This is a genomic window from Bradyrhizobium sp. BTAi1 (assembly GCF_000015165.1).
Taxonomy (GTDB): Bacteria; Pseudomonadota; Alphaproteobacteria; order Rhizobiales; family Xanthobacteraceae; genus Bradyrhizobium; species Bradyrhizobium denitrificans.
Map to the genome: position 1 here is coordinate 62,110 of NC_009475.1, position 14,695 is coordinate 76,804.

Genomic DNA, 14,695 nt, shown 5'->3' on the forward strand with positions numbered 1-14,695 from the left:
GATCTGAGACTTGTTCCTCAAAAGCGCGAAGATACTGCCCTCATTCCTTGCGACAGGAACCTTGCGAACAGGAAAAGACCGGCGGCAGCTGATCCCGCCGCTTGCCCCAGACTGGTTACGGCCGTCCATCGCCCAAGATCTCCCTGGTATCTGCCGGCAACAAGAGCCGTCCAATAGGTGATGACCGGCGCTGCCATTCCAGCCGCAGCGGCAATCGCTCCAATCACAACAGCTAATTCAGCTGCGCCGTCGAAATTGGGGTAGCTGCGAGAGCAAGCGCCAATAACGCCCAATGCAGGTGCGATCAGTGTCCGTCTGACCTGGATGCTCTAGGGAGGGGATGGTCGATAGAAGGTCCCACGTGCATTCGTAATGATCAGTTGTCAGCATGCGGCCTCCCCGAAGGGAATAGGAGCCGTCGTCAAGCGCGGTACCATCGAGGGATCCACCTGCTAACGGCAACGCGTCGTAGATTGCGATCTCGTGGCCGGCGACACCTCCATCGCGGATCATGAAGGCGGCTCCTGCCAGCGAGCCGATTCCACTGCCAAGAAAATGACCTTTCAAGAGATCTGCTCCTCACAAAGCAGAAGCCGCGTTGATCGGTGCACGACCGTGCGGCATGCGTCTTAAATCTACGGCTTTCTGCCACGCTTCGTTCAGTGTGACTTGATCTGCCTCAACCGCCTTTACGATCCGCCTTAAAGCCAGATCGGCGCTGACCGCGCCGCTGGATCGGAAGTGATCCGGTCACGGAGCGATCGACGACGCTCTTCTATGCTCCTAACAACCCAAGCAGTTCGCTTGGGTAGCAAAACACAGGAGACACGCACGTGACGCTCAAGACCAGGAAATTGCTTGCGGCCCCCCTCGCGGTTGCGACGATCAGCATCGGATCTGTCGCCGGCGGAACCAACGCTCTTGCCGATGACCATGGCCACGGCTCCGGCCATGGCTTCTTCGATCACGGCCATGGCGACCATTTCTCGGGCGGGTACGACCATTGGAACGGCGACCCTCACGGCCACGGAAGCTGCTGGGTATTTGGTCCGCATGGACCGTACAACATCTGCTGACAGCAGCAGCATGCTCTGAGCTTGATGCGGAGTGCCGCCACAGGTGAAGCGGCACCAGACGTCAAGAGCGCGTCGGGCTGCCGTTGCCGGTGCGGCCGCGCCTCCTCTGCGTGTCCTCCATATGAGTGACCGCCTTCCTTCCGCTACGGCTCAAATGGATCGTGGTGAGTTGCACTCGACCGGGTCACCTGCGAGGATCAAAAATCCAACGAGAGCTTCAAACGCGCCTTTCCCAACCGACTCTTCAGGTTTGAGAGTTTCTCGAAAAACTCCGCCAGTTCGTCTGAACCGAATACCTCGAAGGCAAGCGCGCCGATCGCTTCCTGCCGAGCGGCAAGCCGTGATAGATGGTCGTGGGATTGATCCGTGAGCGACATCCGGACCACCCGAGCATCAGTCGGCGACGAGTTGCGGTGCAACAGCCCACTCTTCTCCAGCCGCTTCGACTGCGTCGTGACGAACGATGAGTCGACCTGAAGCATCTTCGACACGGCATTGACGGGCACGCCATCGCCCTCGTCCAAATCGGATATGGCGAGCAGAATCATCCATTGCGGCCCGCTGATGTTGAGCGCCTTGGCCCAGAATTGGCAAAGCTTCATCAGGTAGATATTGATGTGCACGATCTCCCAGGTGAAGCGATTGACAACCTCCTGATCGCGAATGCAGGAGTGGCGTGACCTACTCTTCCTCGTAGCGGACATAAATTGCTTTCAGAGTTCCTTGTACTCGCGTGAACCTCTAGGGTTACCATACAGGCGTCGATCTTTGTTACTACTCCAGGGCGGTCCAGGCTGGAAGTGCCGCGTAGGTCGAGCAATCATCATGGTCATCTTACATCGTCAAACCGTCGCCCGCCTCAGGTCCATCTTGGTCTTGATGCGGTCCATCAGGTTGTTCCAGGATTTTACGAAGGATGCAGCCCCCTCGTCCTGCAGTCGCGTGGCGAGCGCGTCGATGTCGATGCCGATATTAGCGAAACGGGCGAGAACCGCTTCGCAGTCGCCCCCGTCGGGCGCCAGGATCTCGCCCACCTCGCCGTGATCGGCAAAAGCCTTGAGCAAGCCCTCAGGCATGGTGTTGATCGTGAGCGGGGCTTCCAGCGCCTTGGCATAGAGGATGTCAGAGGCTTTGGGGTCCTTTGTGCCAGTGCTGGCCCATAGCAGACGCTGGGGGCGAGCGCCGGCGTTGGCGGCGCGCTGGAAACGCGCCGAGGACAGCAATTCACGGTAAGCTTTATAGGTGCGCTGAGCGACGGCGATGCCGAGCCGGTTGGTCAAATCAGTTGGGACCTTGCCGGCAACCGCGGCATCCCAGCGGCTGACGAACAGCGAGGCGACTGAGGCAACTGCCGGATTGAGCCCCGCCGCGATGCGCCGCTCGACGCCGCGCAGATAGGCATCGGCCGCGGCAAGATACTGCTCGCGCGAGAAAAGCAGGGTGACGTTCACGGGAATGCCGGCAAAGATTGCCGCCTCGATGGCCGGCAGTCCCTCTGGAGTGCCGGGAATCTTGATAAAGAGGTTGGGTTTACCGGCACGGCGGTGAAGATCGCTCGCGGCCGCCAGCGTGCGGTTAGTATCGTGGGCCAGAAGGGGCGAAATCTCGAGCGACACCCAGCCGTCCACACCGTCGGTGCGAGCAAATACGGGGTGGAGTAGTTCGGCAGCGCCAGTCAGATCCGCGAGCGCCAAGTCGAAGAACAGGTCCTCGCCCGATTGGATCGACGGCGACCGAAGAGCGATATCGGCGTCGTACATCGTACTGTTCTTGATGGCTAGCTCGAAAATCGTGGGATTGGACGTAAGTCCGGACACCGAAAAGTCGTCTATATAGCGCTGCAGCGTCCCGTTCCGCAGTAAGTCTCGTGTGATGTTATCGAGCCATAGGCTCTGGCCGAGATCACGAAGCGTCTTGATTGCTCTCATCGCGTCACCTCAGGCTGGGTCATTGGCATGGCGTCCTACGGGATCGGCAGCTCGCAATCCACGAGCCTAATGAGCTCGAACCCGATATTTCCGCGCCGGCGTAACGCGGGCGACCTCACTTGGCGAATTCAGGATTGTGGCGGCACGAGCCGCCGAGATGGCTTCGCCGGAGCCACGAAGCGCGCCCAAGAGGCCAGATAGCAAGGGACGAAGCGCCGATCGGAGCCGCGAACACGCGATCCCGGCAAGGCATCCTGAAGAACATGTATCGGCATCGCGCATCCTATTTGCGACCTTTCCAGAGGTGACCGCCTTCGCAGCCAGGCGCATCTTTGCAGATGCTTTTCAGAGTGTGCGCCTTGATCCGCGCGTTGTCCTCCTCCAGGGCTGGTGTCATCCCCTCGTGCTCGTCCAGCGCACGACCTGGCGGCTTGCGCTTGCCGGTTGGCGCGACATATTGAGGGTGATGAGTGGGCGGCACAGCGCGGCTGGCTGCCTCATTCGAGGTCGTTCGAGGGGCATCGACCTGTCCAAATGCCGCGCCGACCAAGACCGCCAAGGTCGCGGCAACGAGCAGCGGTCCAAGTGCCGATTTTCGAAGGGGGGTTAGCCTGATACTATCCATCGATGTGTGCCCCACCTGTTGGCGGTCCTTCCGGTCGCTTGAGAGTAGCGAGACCCGGCCACGGCGTGTTGATTTAGCTCAACAATGTTGAGCCGAGTTCAGCTTGCAGCCATGACAGAAAAACTTGATACTGGGTCAGTTTGAGCAAACTGACCACCAGCAAACACCAGCACATTGAGATGCCCATGAGGGCCGCGTATCGTCCTCAAAATGCGCCGGGTAAGCCAGCCTGCGTCCGAACAAAGTTCCGTCCGGTCCATCGGAGCGCCGTCAGCCCATCATCATATCCTACCCGAATCTCGAGCTTCCCGTCTGCCTCAGTCATCCTGATATCGCGGGCATAGAGCTTCAGGATTCGGCGATAGGCTTGCCCCGTCTTGATGTAGACCTCGTGCAGGCAGCCTTTGGATGAACAGATCACCTGGGCGTTACGGCAGCGCAGGTTCTCGAAATGGAGCGCGGCAAAGCTCGAGTTGCCGATGTCGATCGACGTCGAAAAATAATGCCTCGCGGCGATAGAATCGCCACATGCGTTTTCCAGTGCGAGAACTCGGGTACGCAGCTCGGGGGGCAATCCTTCGATGTGACGGGCGGCCCAGATCGGCTCCCTGGAAAGGCTGGAAAGCGCGATCGCTGCGTGGATGGGATAGATGATGAAGACAACGGCGAGCAATATCTTGCGCATGGATCATCTCTCTTCGAATCGGACCTACCTCGGGCGCGGCGTCATCAAACCAAGCCATAAACCGCGTTTAAATTAATGGTCCATCATGCTCAGTGCATACCGGCTCCGAACATCTTGCGATCGCGGAAGGAGTTTGTCTTGTGGCATTGGTAACACTGGCTGATCTGTGTTCCGCCGTGGCCGCCGGCTTCCATTCCAGCCATGCTGAAGTGCTCTGAATAATGGCTTGGTGGCGCCTCATGGCATTGCGCGCAGTCCTTTGACGTGGGAGATGGGTGTTGCGAGGACGCGATGCGCCAAGTTGTTGTCTGATGGCATCCCGCGCACTCCGTCCCGAAAAGTTCGCGATGCGTGTCCTGATTGCCATGACAGCTCGCGCAATCCAAGGAACTCTGCTCGGTCTGAGCAAGCGAAACTCCCAGGAAGTCGGCCATGTCTGCAAGCATCTGTCGCGTCACCCCGGCATGACCAGCCGTCCCAACGGTGACATGCGACCCTATTCTCTCGAGCGCAGCGTGATCCATCCTGGTGGGCCGCTCGCCACCCTGGTGCTCGCTATGGCAGCCGCGGCAGTCCTGAATGGTGGCGTGGAAGGCGGTCGGCTGCTTTGCAAGGTCTGCCGCCGTACTGGCGTGGCATTTGATGCATGCCGCTGCTTCGACCCCGCGAGCCGCCGTGTGGCAGCTTTCGCATTTGCCGTCCAGAAAGGAGTGTCCGGACGAAAGAGCGCCGGGCTGGAAAGCTGTGCGCCAACCGGGGACTGCGGCCGATCCGGTCCCATAAAGGCTGGCCAGCGCGATGATGGCGGCGATTGCGCCGCCGACGATCAGGACGAGATAGAAGCGGTTGACGTTCTTCACGTGAGCCACCGAAGCCCGTAGTAGATTTCGCCCCCAATGTGCAGAGTTAGCAACAGGTACATGAGGATAGCAGCAACCACATGGACAACGATCCAGCGCATGAAGACTTTCTTGAGAGCCTCGCGCGAGCCGATGCCATATTCAAGATCTGCAATGCTTTCGACGACCTGCAGCACGGATACATCGCGTAGCGCCGGTGCGCTGATGTTCGCGGCGGCCGCCTCTTCGAGCGCCAGGCGCCCGGCAATTGCCATGGCCGCCTGGTCGTAGGTCGAACGCAGGGTCGCCAGATGCGATTCCGCTTCTCTTAATTCGGTAGAGGTTTGCGGCAGATAATAGCGCCCCACGAATCCCGTCGCGACAACCACCAGCACCAAAACCAGAAGCGAGATCCCGAGAGGGCTCTGATACTTGTGACCGGTATGCAGGATCGCCAGAAAGGCGCCGAACACGCCCGCATAGACGTGAAAGGCGAGCAGGCTGCGTAGCGACACCAATCGGGTGACCAATGACTTGAACCAATCGACGTACTTGGCGAGCGGGTAGATCAGGAGCAACACCATCAAGGTGGCGGCGGCGACGCCAAGGATGAATCCTGTCAAGCTTCCGGCGAAGCGTGGCGCGGTGTGAAAAAGAAACGCCGGCACCAGGAAGAGGAGCAGAGAAAGGACGATTTCGACGATCAGGCGTTCGGTCTGGTTCATTTCTCAGGCCTCGACGACCAGATTGCCGACCGATTTGGCTTGGCAAGCCAAGACGATGTTCTGCGCCTTGTCTTCGGGTGTGAGCGCCTCCTCGACCTCCATAGTCACCTTGCCTTCGAGAAGTTTTGTCTTGCAGGTGCCGCAGATCCCGATCCGGCAGGAATAATCGATGGGTACGCCAATGGACTCCGCGACCTCGAGCACAGTCTTGTCCGGCGGCAGGGGAACGAGCTTGTCCGATTTCGCAAAGCGAATGGTGGCGGTTGCGGGCCCAATCGCCGGTGCCGTGGGTTGCAAGGCGCCGGCACCGCTACCTGCGGCTCCGCCTTGCACGATCTGGGTGACGCCCGGGGGCGGCACGGCGCCGCGCGCCGGCCCGAAGGCCTCGGTCTTGACCTGGTCAGGCGGGACGCCGAGTTCGGCGAGCAGCTTCTTCATCGCTTGCATCATGCCGGGCGGTCCGCAGAGGTGGACGCGCCGGCTGGTAATCTCGGGCACGGACTGAAGTAGAAACTCCCTGGTGATGTGTCCTTCGGCCCCCATCCAGGACGTGCCGGCCGCACGCGCCATGGTGGCTGCGACATGAAGGTTGTGCATCCGGCGCTGGAGATATTCGAGCTCGTCGCGAAAGATGAAATGCGCCGTGCTCTGCGCCCCGTAGACGAGAAATGTTTCACCCTTCCAGGTCGTATCAAACAGATACCGGATTGCAGCCATCAGCGGCGTAATGCCGACACCGCCTCCGATGAACACCACGCTGTCCGCTTCCTTGCCGGTGAAGGTGAACGTGCCTGACGGCGCGGCCACCTCGAGCAGATCGCCTTCGACCACCTTGTCATGCATGTAGTCGGAGAAAATTCCCGGTTCTTCGCGCTTGATCGTGGTCTCGACATAGGCGCTTTGTGCAGCCGATGACGCAATCGTGTAGGATCGCCGGACGAGCTTGCCATCGATCTCCGCCGAGTAGGTGAGGAATTGGCCCGGCAGGAAGCTGAACGGAACCGGCCCGCCATCCGGATTTTTGAGCCTGAACGTTTTCACGTCCTTTGTTTCAGGAAAGATTGCGGCGACCCGAAGCTTTCCTTTCCATGGCCCCGCGTTTGCGGTGGTTGTACGGGCTGCAGGAAAAGATAAAGGTTCAGGTCGCGCCTCTGCAGCGGCGGGGGGCGCAGATGTTGATCCCGGACCCGTAGCCGGCGTGCTGCCTGGGGGGATTTTCGACGCAGCAGTCAAGGGGATGGGAGGCCTCCCCGAGGAAGCTGCGACTGCCGGGACACGTGTCAGACGCTCGACCAAGGCGCTGGCGCGGCGCATGCGCAAGAAGTAGATCGCAAGCATGGCTGTTGCGAATGTCGCCACCACCGCCATCGTAATCACATGAAACCAAGACAGGCCGAGCGCCGAAAGACTGTCGCTTGCCGTCGCGGAAGGGATGCTTAGCTGAGACTTGAACCAGGCCTGCGCAATTTGCGGTGGCGATTTGCCTTCGGCAAGGGCGCGAAGCGTCGTTGCGCCGCTCTTGACATTGCTCAGTCCGTCGCGCAGCCGGCCCGCGGCCTGTTCGACAGCGGCGGAGTCTCCCGCTGACCTGGCTTGGCGAAGCGCACTTTCCGCGTTGGCGATCTCGGTCGTGCCATTCGTGATTTGAGCTTGGGCCTGTGCCTCGATCATGCGGCGCTGCTCGGCCGACAACGTCGGCAAGTTCATCAGGGAGGGATAAAACTCCTTCGCGGGGCGGCGCCCCATCTCACCCATGCCCCCCATCTCTCCCATACTGCCGCCCATCTCGCCGCGGGGGCTCGCGCCCATCGCGCCACTGCCCATTTCTCCCATGCCGGGCATCCCAAGGCCGCGCTGGTTGGGAGAAGGAGTAGGCGGAACAGACATCTCGGAATGGGGGGCGCCGTGCCCTCCTTCCATCTGCGCGGGCGCCCGCGACACCGAGATGACCAAGAATGCGACAGCCAGAAACCATGAAACGGCGGTCAAGCCTCCCGGTTGTTCATGAAATCCCATTCAGCGTCTCCATTTTCAAGACCAATTCGACGGGATTGGTCTTCGTCTCGGCAGGCTCAGCGGAGAATAGCACGCTCAGTGGCGAGGCTCGACATGGGAGCGGATCCAGCCCGTCGAGCAGAGCTAAGCTATCCCCTGATCAAAGCGGTCGCCATGCCCGACCTTCTCTGGCAAGCAGATCATCGGCCTCCTTCGGACCCGCACTTCCAGCCGGGTAGGTCCAAATCGAACCGTGCCCACCCGACCAGGTATCAAGCACCGGCTGTACGATACGCCAACCCGCCTCGATATTGTCGGCGCGCTGGAACAGCGTCGCATCCCCGATCATGGCATCGTAGATGAGCGTCTCATAACCGGTGCTCGGCGGGGTCCGGAAATAGTCCTTGTATAGAAATCCCATGTTGACGGCATCCAATCGCACGTCGGGCCCCGGCACTTTGGCGCCGAATTGCAGTGAGATGCCCTCGTTGGGTTGGATTTGCAGCACAAGCCAGTTTGGAATGCAGTCGGCAACGGCGGTATTTCGAAAGAGCGCAAGGGGTGCCTGCTTGAATTGGATCGCAATCTCCGTATTGCGTTGAGTGAGGGCCTTGCCGGTCCGCAGATAGAACGGCACCCCCGCCCATCGCCAATTGTCGATCATCAAACGAAGCGCAACATAAGTTTCTGTGCGCGAGGCAGCAGCAATGTTGGGCTCCTCACGATAATTCCGGACCGCCCGACCACGCACCGTACCTTCGGTATATTGCGCGCGCACCGCTTCCTGGAGGACCGCCTCTTCCGACAGCGGCCGCGCGGCCATCAGCACGTCTTGCTTCTTGTCACGCACGGCATCGGCCTCGAACGAGATCGGCGGCTCCATCGCGAGCATCGTGAACAGCTGAAACAAATGGTTCGGTACCATGTCACGAAGTGCGCCGATCGCGTCATAGAATATACCGCGTCGCTCCACGCCGACCGTCTCGGCGACAGTGATCTGGACGTGGTCAATGCGGTCCCTGTTCCAAATCGGCTCGAACAGGCCGTTACCGAACCTGAACGCCATGATGTTCTGGACGGTCTCCTTGCCGAGGAAGTGATCGATACGAAAGATCTGATCTTCCCTGAAGACGGCGAGAAGGTCCCGATTGAGGGCTCTTGCAGATTGCAGGTCTCGGCCGAACGGCTTTTCGATGATGATCCGCCGCCAGTCCCCTGCTTCTTCCCGAGCGAAGCCAGCCTCTCCGAGGTGCTCGACCACAGGGCCGAAGAACTGCGCAGCCACCGCGAGATAGAAGAGAACGTTTCCTGCACCGGGACCCGCTTGTGAACCTTTGACGAGTTGGAGCAGCTTTGCGTAAGTTCCTGCATCCTCAATGTGGCCCGAAACGTACGCCAATCGGCGCACGACCTCGTCCCAAACCTTCCAGTCGACGCTATCGACCGATGCTTCGCCGGCCTGCTCGCTGACAAACTCTTGCAAGGATCTGGTGAGATCATCCAGCAGCGTGTCAACCGGAATTTCGCTGCGCCCGACGCCGATGATCCTGAAATCCTTTGGCAAGCGCTTCCAGCGGGCGAGATTGTAGAGCGCCGGCATAAGCAGCCGTCGTGTAAGATCTCCGGTGATGCCGAAGATCACAAGCGTGCAACGCTGCGATACGGTAGCGTCTATTTCCATATTCAATCATCCGCCTCCGGCGGCCGAATGGGGCCGCTCTCAGCCCCTCGCAGGCTCCTGGTAGCCACCAAAGCCGTTGCGCATTGCTGACAAGAGCTTGTTCGCGAAGCTGTGCTGCTGGCGTGAGCCGAAACGCGCATATTGAGCCGCTGACAGGACCGGTATGGGAACGGCCTCTTCGAGGGCGGCGCTGACCGCCCGCCGGCCTTCGCCAGAGTCCATCACATAGCCTTCGAAGTTCGAAAGCTTCGGATCGGCGGCAAGAGCACTGGCGGTGAGATCGAGCAGCCAGGACGAGATAACACTGCCCCGCCGCCAGACCTCGGCCACGTCGGCAAGGTCGAAATCGAATCGCAGTTCGGCTGCTAGTTCCTCCGCGATTGCTTGTTTGAGAATTTCAAAGCCCTCGGCATAGGCCTGCATCAGACCGTACTCGATCCCACTATGGACCATCTTCACGAAATGGCCGGCGCCACTTGGGCCGGCATGGATATAACCCCGTTCAACTCGCGCGTCCCGCCCCTCGCGACCCGGGGTACACGGGATATTTCTGTTACCCGTCGCGAGCACGGAAAAAATTGGATCGAGCCGGTCGACGATCTCTTTTTCTCCACCGATCATCAGGCAGTAGCCCCGCTCGATGCCCCCACTCGTTCCGACGTCGACATAATGCAATCCCATCGCGGCGAGTTCACGCGCACGACGAATGTCGTCCTTGTAGAACGAGTTACCTCCGTCAATGAGCACATCTCCTGCATCCAGCATTGGCGAAAGTTGATGGAGCGTGTCGTCGGTTGCTTCGCCCGCCGGCAGCGTCAGCCAAACATGGCGCGGCCGCTCCATGATTGCGACGAGATCCTTCAGACTTTGCGCCGCGAATGCCCCTTCCGCACTGAGGCGCTGGCTCAGCTTTGGATCGCGGTCATAGGCTACGCAAGCATGTCCCGTGCGAAGCACTCGGCGCACGATGTTGCCGCCTATCCGCCCCAGACCGACTATTCCAAGTTGCATCGGCCCGTCCTCCTTAAGTCTCCCACGCCAGCGAGAAGGAAGCTCGATGTCTCGGGGCGCGAGATAGCTACTCTTTTGGCGACAGCTTGAGCTTGTTCTTGGAGAGGCTTCAGCGGAGTTGGCGCCGAAACTGTCCGTCTGTCGCCCAATGTTATCCGGCCGAGCCTTGGCAAACTTGATCTGGCTCAAACAATTGATCGAGACTAAGGGTTGAAGCGGGTCATGCGGGATTCGGCGGCCGCTTGGAAGCTGGCGACGAAACAAAGCTTGCGCCGTCGGCTTCACTGATGCGGCACGAAGCAATCGGGCAACTCGGAAGAACCGACGCTACGCGTGATGATTACGCCCTCAGCATTCGTGGACCCACGAGCGGCGGGTAGTGAATTGGGGAGCTGCACCAGGTGAACGTTGCTTGTGCACGTCGACTGACGGATCATCGACTGTCAACGTTGCAGGGCCTTTTGCCTTGATCGCTCTGGCGACGTGGATCTCGTCGGCAGTCCCCGTCCGAGCTGCAATTCCGACGGCAACCACGGCCGCCGCCGCCAACAATGCGACAACAACAATTTTGACGTGGGTGGCACGATCTGCGTCATGCATCGAGTGATTGCTCACGAAGGCTTCCTCCTGGACCAGGTGTCAAACATCTGGTTCCATGATTCTAGCTATACAGCTATCCTACGCCTCTTGATAAGCAATTACCCATGCCGCCAATGTAGTTTGCCGGCACCCCGAACGGAGATGTCCCGATCGCTGTTGAACGACGTCGGGCCGACGTTGCCGAGATGAATGTTACGCGGCCCTCGTGGGCAATGGGGTTGGTCGTCATGCGGATTACGATAGTCGCTTCACCCGATGCGAATCTTGCTGTCGGACAGGAATGCGTATGGCGGCAGGTACAGGTTGGCCGGTGCCGGACCGCGGCGTACGCGCCCCGATGTGTCGTAAACCGAGCCGTGGCATGGGCAGAACCAGCCGTCGTATTGTCCTTGATGGCCGAGCGGGATGCAGCCAAGGTGCGTGCAGATGCCGATGACGACGAGCCATTGGTCGTGGCCGTCGTTGACCCGCTCGGCGTCCGATTGCGGATCGGGCAACGTTCGCCAATCGACGGCGCGAGCTGCCTTGATCTCCCTCGTTGTGCGGTGCCGCACGAACACGGGCTTGCCCCGCCAAAACACCTGGATGATCTGGCCTTCGGTAATTGGCGCGAGGTCGACCTCGATCGGTGCCGCGGCGGCGATCGTGGAGGCATCGGGATTCATTTGGCTGATCAAGGGCCATGTGACCGCGGCTCCGCCTACAGCGGCAGCCGCTGCAGTCGCAACGTAAAGGAAGTCGCGACGGGTCGGTTCGGCTGGGGAAAGGGTGGTCACGCTAGCACCTCCATCACTCCGCAACACCCCCCAGAACCACGAAGCGTGCTGAGCGAGGTCGGGGTGCAGCCAACTTCTATTTGATAACGATGAGTTCAGCATTCTTGGTTGATGTGGGTCAAGGATCAGGCCGCTCGGGACGGATTTACTTGGGTAGGCCGTAAGGCTGTTCTTTTGAGCGGGGTGCCGTTTCGTGACAGCAAGGTGTTCTCCACCCTCCCCGGGCAGGCCAGTGTGGGCCACGATGAAAACCATCCACCACGATAATCACGGACGTCTGGTGAGAACCAAAACGGCCCCGGCGGTGGAAAGACCGCGGGCCAATCATTGGGAGCCAGATCCAAATCTTGACGCTCCGGGAGCGCCGGGCATCCCGCCGACTTGGACAAGCAGCAGCAAGGATGTCGTCGGATCGTCGCTTGGACCTGCGCGCCTGTGGTTCACGGTCGGTTACGGGATCGTCAACGAGGTCTACTGGCCTCGGGTCGATATTCCGCAAATTCGCGATCTCGGCTTTTTGGTTGCCGACGGGAAGGGATTTTGGGCGGAGGTCAAGCGACTTGGCAAATACGAACTTCGAGCGGTCGCCGAGGGCGTTTCGGCCTACGAAGTCGTACACTCACATTCGCGCTTCTCGTTGCGTTTGCGGATCTGCCCCGACCCGCGACGGGATGTGCTCGCGATCGAATGTCGCCTTGAGACTGACGATCCGTCGTTGCGGCTATACGCGTTGCTCGCACCTCACCTCGGGGCGACCGGGTATGGCAATCGCGCCATCATTGCCGAACAGCGCGGCCGGCGATTCTTGGCCGCGGCACGCTCGCCGTTTGCGCTGGCGCTCGCCGCTGTCGACGAATACCAGCAGGATGCCATTATCCGGGCAAGTGCCGGATACGTGGGCGCCAGTGACGGATGGCAGGATTTCGCTCGGACGGGGGAGATGACTTGGAATTATCCTGCCGCAGGCCCGGGGAACGTCGCGCTGATGGCGGAATTGCCGCAAAACAGCGTATTGGCCCTGGGCTTTGCCACCACCCCTGCAGCCGCGGCGACACTTGCTGTTTCATCGTTGATGCAACCATTTGACCGACTGCTTAAGGCCCAGATCTCGGATTGGACCAGTTGGCACCGCAGTTGCGGGGAGTGCTGCGCAAATCCGGTCGAATTGGCCCGGCCGCTGCGGGACCAATTTGTCACGTCCACGACCGTGCTGCGCACGCATCTGGACAAAACCTATCCCGGTGCCATGGTGGCGAGCCTCAGCATTCCCTGGGGCGACAGCGGGAACGAGCGAGGTGGCTATCATCTGGTCTGGCCACGCGATCTCGTCGAATGCGCCTCCGCCTTGTTGGCCTTCGGCGGAGAAGCTGAAGCACGCGACACGCTGCGTTATCTAATTGCCACACAGAACGTTGAAGGACACTGGCAACAAAACCAGTGGCTGGGGGGCGAACCCTATTGGCGCGGTGTCCAGCTGGACGAAGCGGCCTATCCGGTGCTTCTCGCCGCACTGTTGGCTGACCGGGATGCGGTCGACGGCATCGAGCCGCAGGACATGGTCCGGCGTGCGCTGGGATGCATCGCGCGTATTGGTCCCTCGACCGATCAAGACCGTTGGGAAGAAAACAGCGGTCTGAACGCATTCACCTTGGCTACCTGTATCGCGGCCCTGGTCGCGGGCAGCGAATTGCTCGACGACAGGGCCCGGCACTGGGCCACGCAACTCGCCGATTTCTGGAATGCCCGTCTCGATACCTGGCTGGTTGCCCCCGACAGCGATTGGACGAGGCAATTGAACGTGCGCGGCCACTATGTTCGCACCGCGCCAGGCTCCGTCCTGTCCAGACGAAGCCAAGCACTGAACGAGTTGGTCGCGATCCGCAACCGCGCCGACGGAGCAAGCCTGCAGGCGAGCGCGCAGATCAGCACCGATTTCCTGCGCTTGGTTCGCTTCGGGCTACGCCACCCGCAGGATCCCCTAATCCTCGACAGCCTGAAAGTGGTAGATCATCTGCTTAGGGTTGAGACCCCATCCGGCGTAGCTTGGCGTCGCTACAATGGCGATGGCTACGGCGAGTACGATGATGGCCGGCCTTACGATGGGGCTGGCAAAGGTCGGCCATGGCCGCTCCTTGCGGGCGAAAGAGGTCATTACGAGCTCTGCGCCGGCCAGGATTCCCTGCCAATGCTCGAAACCATGGTGGCTTCGGCCAGTCCGGGTGGAATGATCCCGGAGCAAATCTGGGACGGATCCTCGGTTCCGCAGCGGCGGCTCGAGCCAGGTCGCCCCACCGGCTCGGCCATGCCGCTGGCCTGGGCCCACGCGGAGTTCATCAAGCTCGCGGTCTCGCGGCACTTGGGTCGGCCTGCCGACAGACCAGAAGCGGTTTGGCGGCGCTATGGTGGTCAGCGCCGAACGGCCGATCGCACGTTCTGGTGGCCGCATGCGCAAATTGCGACGGTGGCCCGCGGCAGCCGCCTCATCGTCGCCATCGCCAGCGCTGGTACAGTGCATTGGGGGATCGATGGCTGGAACGGTGTGAACGACGTCGAGGCTGAAGACACCGGTCTTGATTTCTTTGCTGCTGAACTCGACACCTCATCCCTGCGAGATGGGCAATGGGTGGACTTCACTATTCGCTGGCGCGACGGCAACTGGGCAGGCATCGATTACCGCGTCGAAATCAAGGCAGACCCATAGGGCTGCATAATTTACGGGCGGCCGCTGAGCGAAAAGGATCCTCCTCGAACCTG

General features: G+C 60.4%; 12 protein-coding genes and 1 pseudogene. 2 read left to right on the top strand and 11 right to left on the bottom strand.

Going from position 1 to position 14,695, the window contains the following annotated elements; translation table 11 throughout:
* Window positions 1-297: 297 nt before the first annotated feature.
* Window positions 298-567: pseudogene (locus BBTA_RS39510) on the bottom strand (oleate hydratase); the annotation flags it as partial.
* A 266-nt stretch (window positions 568-833) separates the two neighbouring features.
* Here BBTA_RS39510 and BBTA_RS39515 point away from each other — a divergent pair.
* Window positions 834-1,076: a hypothetical protein gene (locus BBTA_RS39515; RefSeq protein WP_011930957.1), complete on the top strand. Its 243-nt coding sequence runs from the start codon at window positions 834-836 to the stop codon at window positions 1,074-1,076.
* A gap of 197 nt (window positions 1,077-1,273) precedes the next feature.
* On the opposite strand, the gene BBTA_RS37220 is transcribed toward BBTA_RS39515, so the two are convergent.
* From BBTA_RS37220 to petA, 10 genes are all read right to left on the bottom strand, one after another.
* Window positions 1,274-1,780, bottom strand: a complete 507-nt coding sequence (locus BBTA_RS37220; protein ID WP_011930958.1) for a MarR family winged helix-turn-helix transcriptional regulator — start codon at window positions 1,778-1,780, stop codon at window positions 1,274-1,276.
* A gap of 138 nt (window positions 1,781-1,918) precedes the next feature.
* Entirely contained in the window at window positions 1,919-3,004 is a 1,086-nt protein-coding gene (gene tal / locus BBTA_RS37225; RefSeq protein WP_011930959.1) for a transaldolase, read from the bottom strand.
* Between the two features lie 830 nt (window positions 3,005-3,834).
* Window positions 3,835-4,314: a hypothetical protein gene (locus BBTA_RS37230; protein WP_011930961.1), complete on the bottom strand. Its 480-nt coding sequence runs from the start codon at window positions 4,312-4,314 to the stop codon at window positions 3,835-3,837.
* 89 nt (window positions 4,315-4,403) lie between these two features.
* Window positions 4,404-5,174, bottom strand: a complete 771-nt coding sequence (locus tag BBTA_RS37235; RefSeq protein WP_011930962.1) for a cytochrome c3 family protein — start codon at window positions 5,172-5,174, stop codon at window positions 4,404-4,406.
* On the bottom strand, window positions 5,171-5,878 hold the full coding sequence (locus BBTA_RS37240; RefSeq protein ID WP_011930963.1) for an iron reductase: 708 nt from the start codon (window positions 5,876-5,878) through the stop codon (window positions 5,171-5,173). Before BBTA_RS37240 ends, BBTA_RS37235 begins: the two co-directional genes overlap by 4 nt.
* Before the next feature lie 3 nt (window positions 5,879-5,881).
* The gene (locus BBTA_RS37245; protein ID WP_011930964.1) at window positions 5,882-7,894 is read right to left on the bottom strand and encodes a 2Fe-2S iron-sulfur cluster-binding protein; all 2,013 of its coding nucleotides are present in this window, start codon (window positions 7,892-7,894) and stop codon (window positions 5,882-5,884) included.
* 139 nt (window positions 7,895-8,033) lie between these two features.
* The gene (gene zwf, locus BBTA_RS37250) at window positions 8,034-9,554 is read right to left on the bottom strand and encodes a glucose-6-phosphate dehydrogenase (RefSeq protein ID WP_041751809.1); all 1,521 of its coding nucleotides are present in this window, start codon (window positions 9,552-9,554) and stop codon (window positions 8,034-8,036) included.
* A gap of 39 nt (window positions 9,555-9,593) precedes the next feature.
* Window positions 9,594-10,565 (bottom strand): phosphogluconate dehydrogenase (NAD(+)-dependent, decarboxylating), encoded by a 972-nt coding sequence (gene gnd / locus BBTA_RS37255; protein WP_041751810.1) that lies wholly within the window; start codon window positions 10,563-10,565, stop codon window positions 9,594-9,596.
* Window positions 10,566-10,913: 348 nt separating this feature from the next.
* Complete coding sequence (locus tag BBTA_RS39525; RefSeq protein ID WP_148221666.1) at window positions 10,914-11,180, bottom strand: hypothetical protein; 267 nt, start codon at window positions 11,178-11,180, stop codon at window positions 10,914-10,916.
* A 233-nt stretch (window positions 11,181-11,413) separates the two neighbouring features.
* Window positions 11,414-11,941: a ubiquinol-cytochrome c reductase iron-sulfur subunit gene (petA, locus tag BBTA_RS37260; protein ID WP_011930968.1), complete on the bottom strand. Its 528-nt coding sequence runs from the start codon at window positions 11,939-11,941 to the stop codon at window positions 11,414-11,416.
* Between the two features lie 244 nt (window positions 11,942-12,185).
* Between petA and BBTA_RS37265 the strand changes: the two genes are divergently transcribed.
* On the top strand, window positions 12,186-14,642 hold the full coding sequence (locus tag BBTA_RS37265) for a glycoside hydrolase family 15 protein (RefSeq protein WP_083780824.1): 2,457 nt from the start codon (window positions 12,186-12,188) through the stop codon (window positions 14,640-14,642).
* Window positions 14,643-14,695 lie beyond the last annotated feature (53 nt).

What these genes read in the sequence shown, in the direction of transcription:
- BBTA_RS37240 (WP_011930963.1), bottom strand. Translation starts at nt 5,878, where the DNA reads ATGAACCAGACCGAACGCCTGATCGTCGAAATCGTCCTTTCTCTGCTC.
- BBTA_RS37220 (WP_011930958.1), bottom strand. Translation starts at nt 1,780, where the DNA reads ATGTCCGCTACGAGGAAGAGTAGGTCACGCCACTCCTGCATTCGCGAT.
- zwf (WP_041751809.1), bottom strand. Translation starts at nt 9,554, where the DNA reads ATGGAAATAGACGCTACCGTATCGCAGCGTTGCACGCTTGTGATCTTC.
- BBTA_RS37245 (WP_011930964.1), bottom strand. Translation starts at nt 7,894, where the DNA reads ATGGGATTTCATGAACAACCGGGAGGCTTGACCGCCGTTTCATGGTTT.
- gnd (WP_041751810.1), bottom strand. Translation starts at nt 10,565, where the DNA reads ATGCAACTTGGAATAGTCGGTCTGGGGCGGATAGGCGGCAACATCGTG.
- BBTA_RS37230 (WP_011930961.1), bottom strand. Translation starts at nt 4,314, where the DNA reads ATGCGCAAGATATTGCTCGCCGTTGTCTTCATCATCTATCCCATCCAC.
- tal (WP_011930959.1), bottom strand. Translation starts at nt 3,004, where the DNA reads ATGAGAGCAATCAAGACGCTTCGTGATCTCGGCCAGAGCCTATGGCTC.
- BBTA_RS37265 (WP_083780824.1), top strand. Translation starts at nt 12,186, where the DNA reads ATGAAAACCATCCACCACGATAATCACGGACGTCTGGTGAGAACCAAA.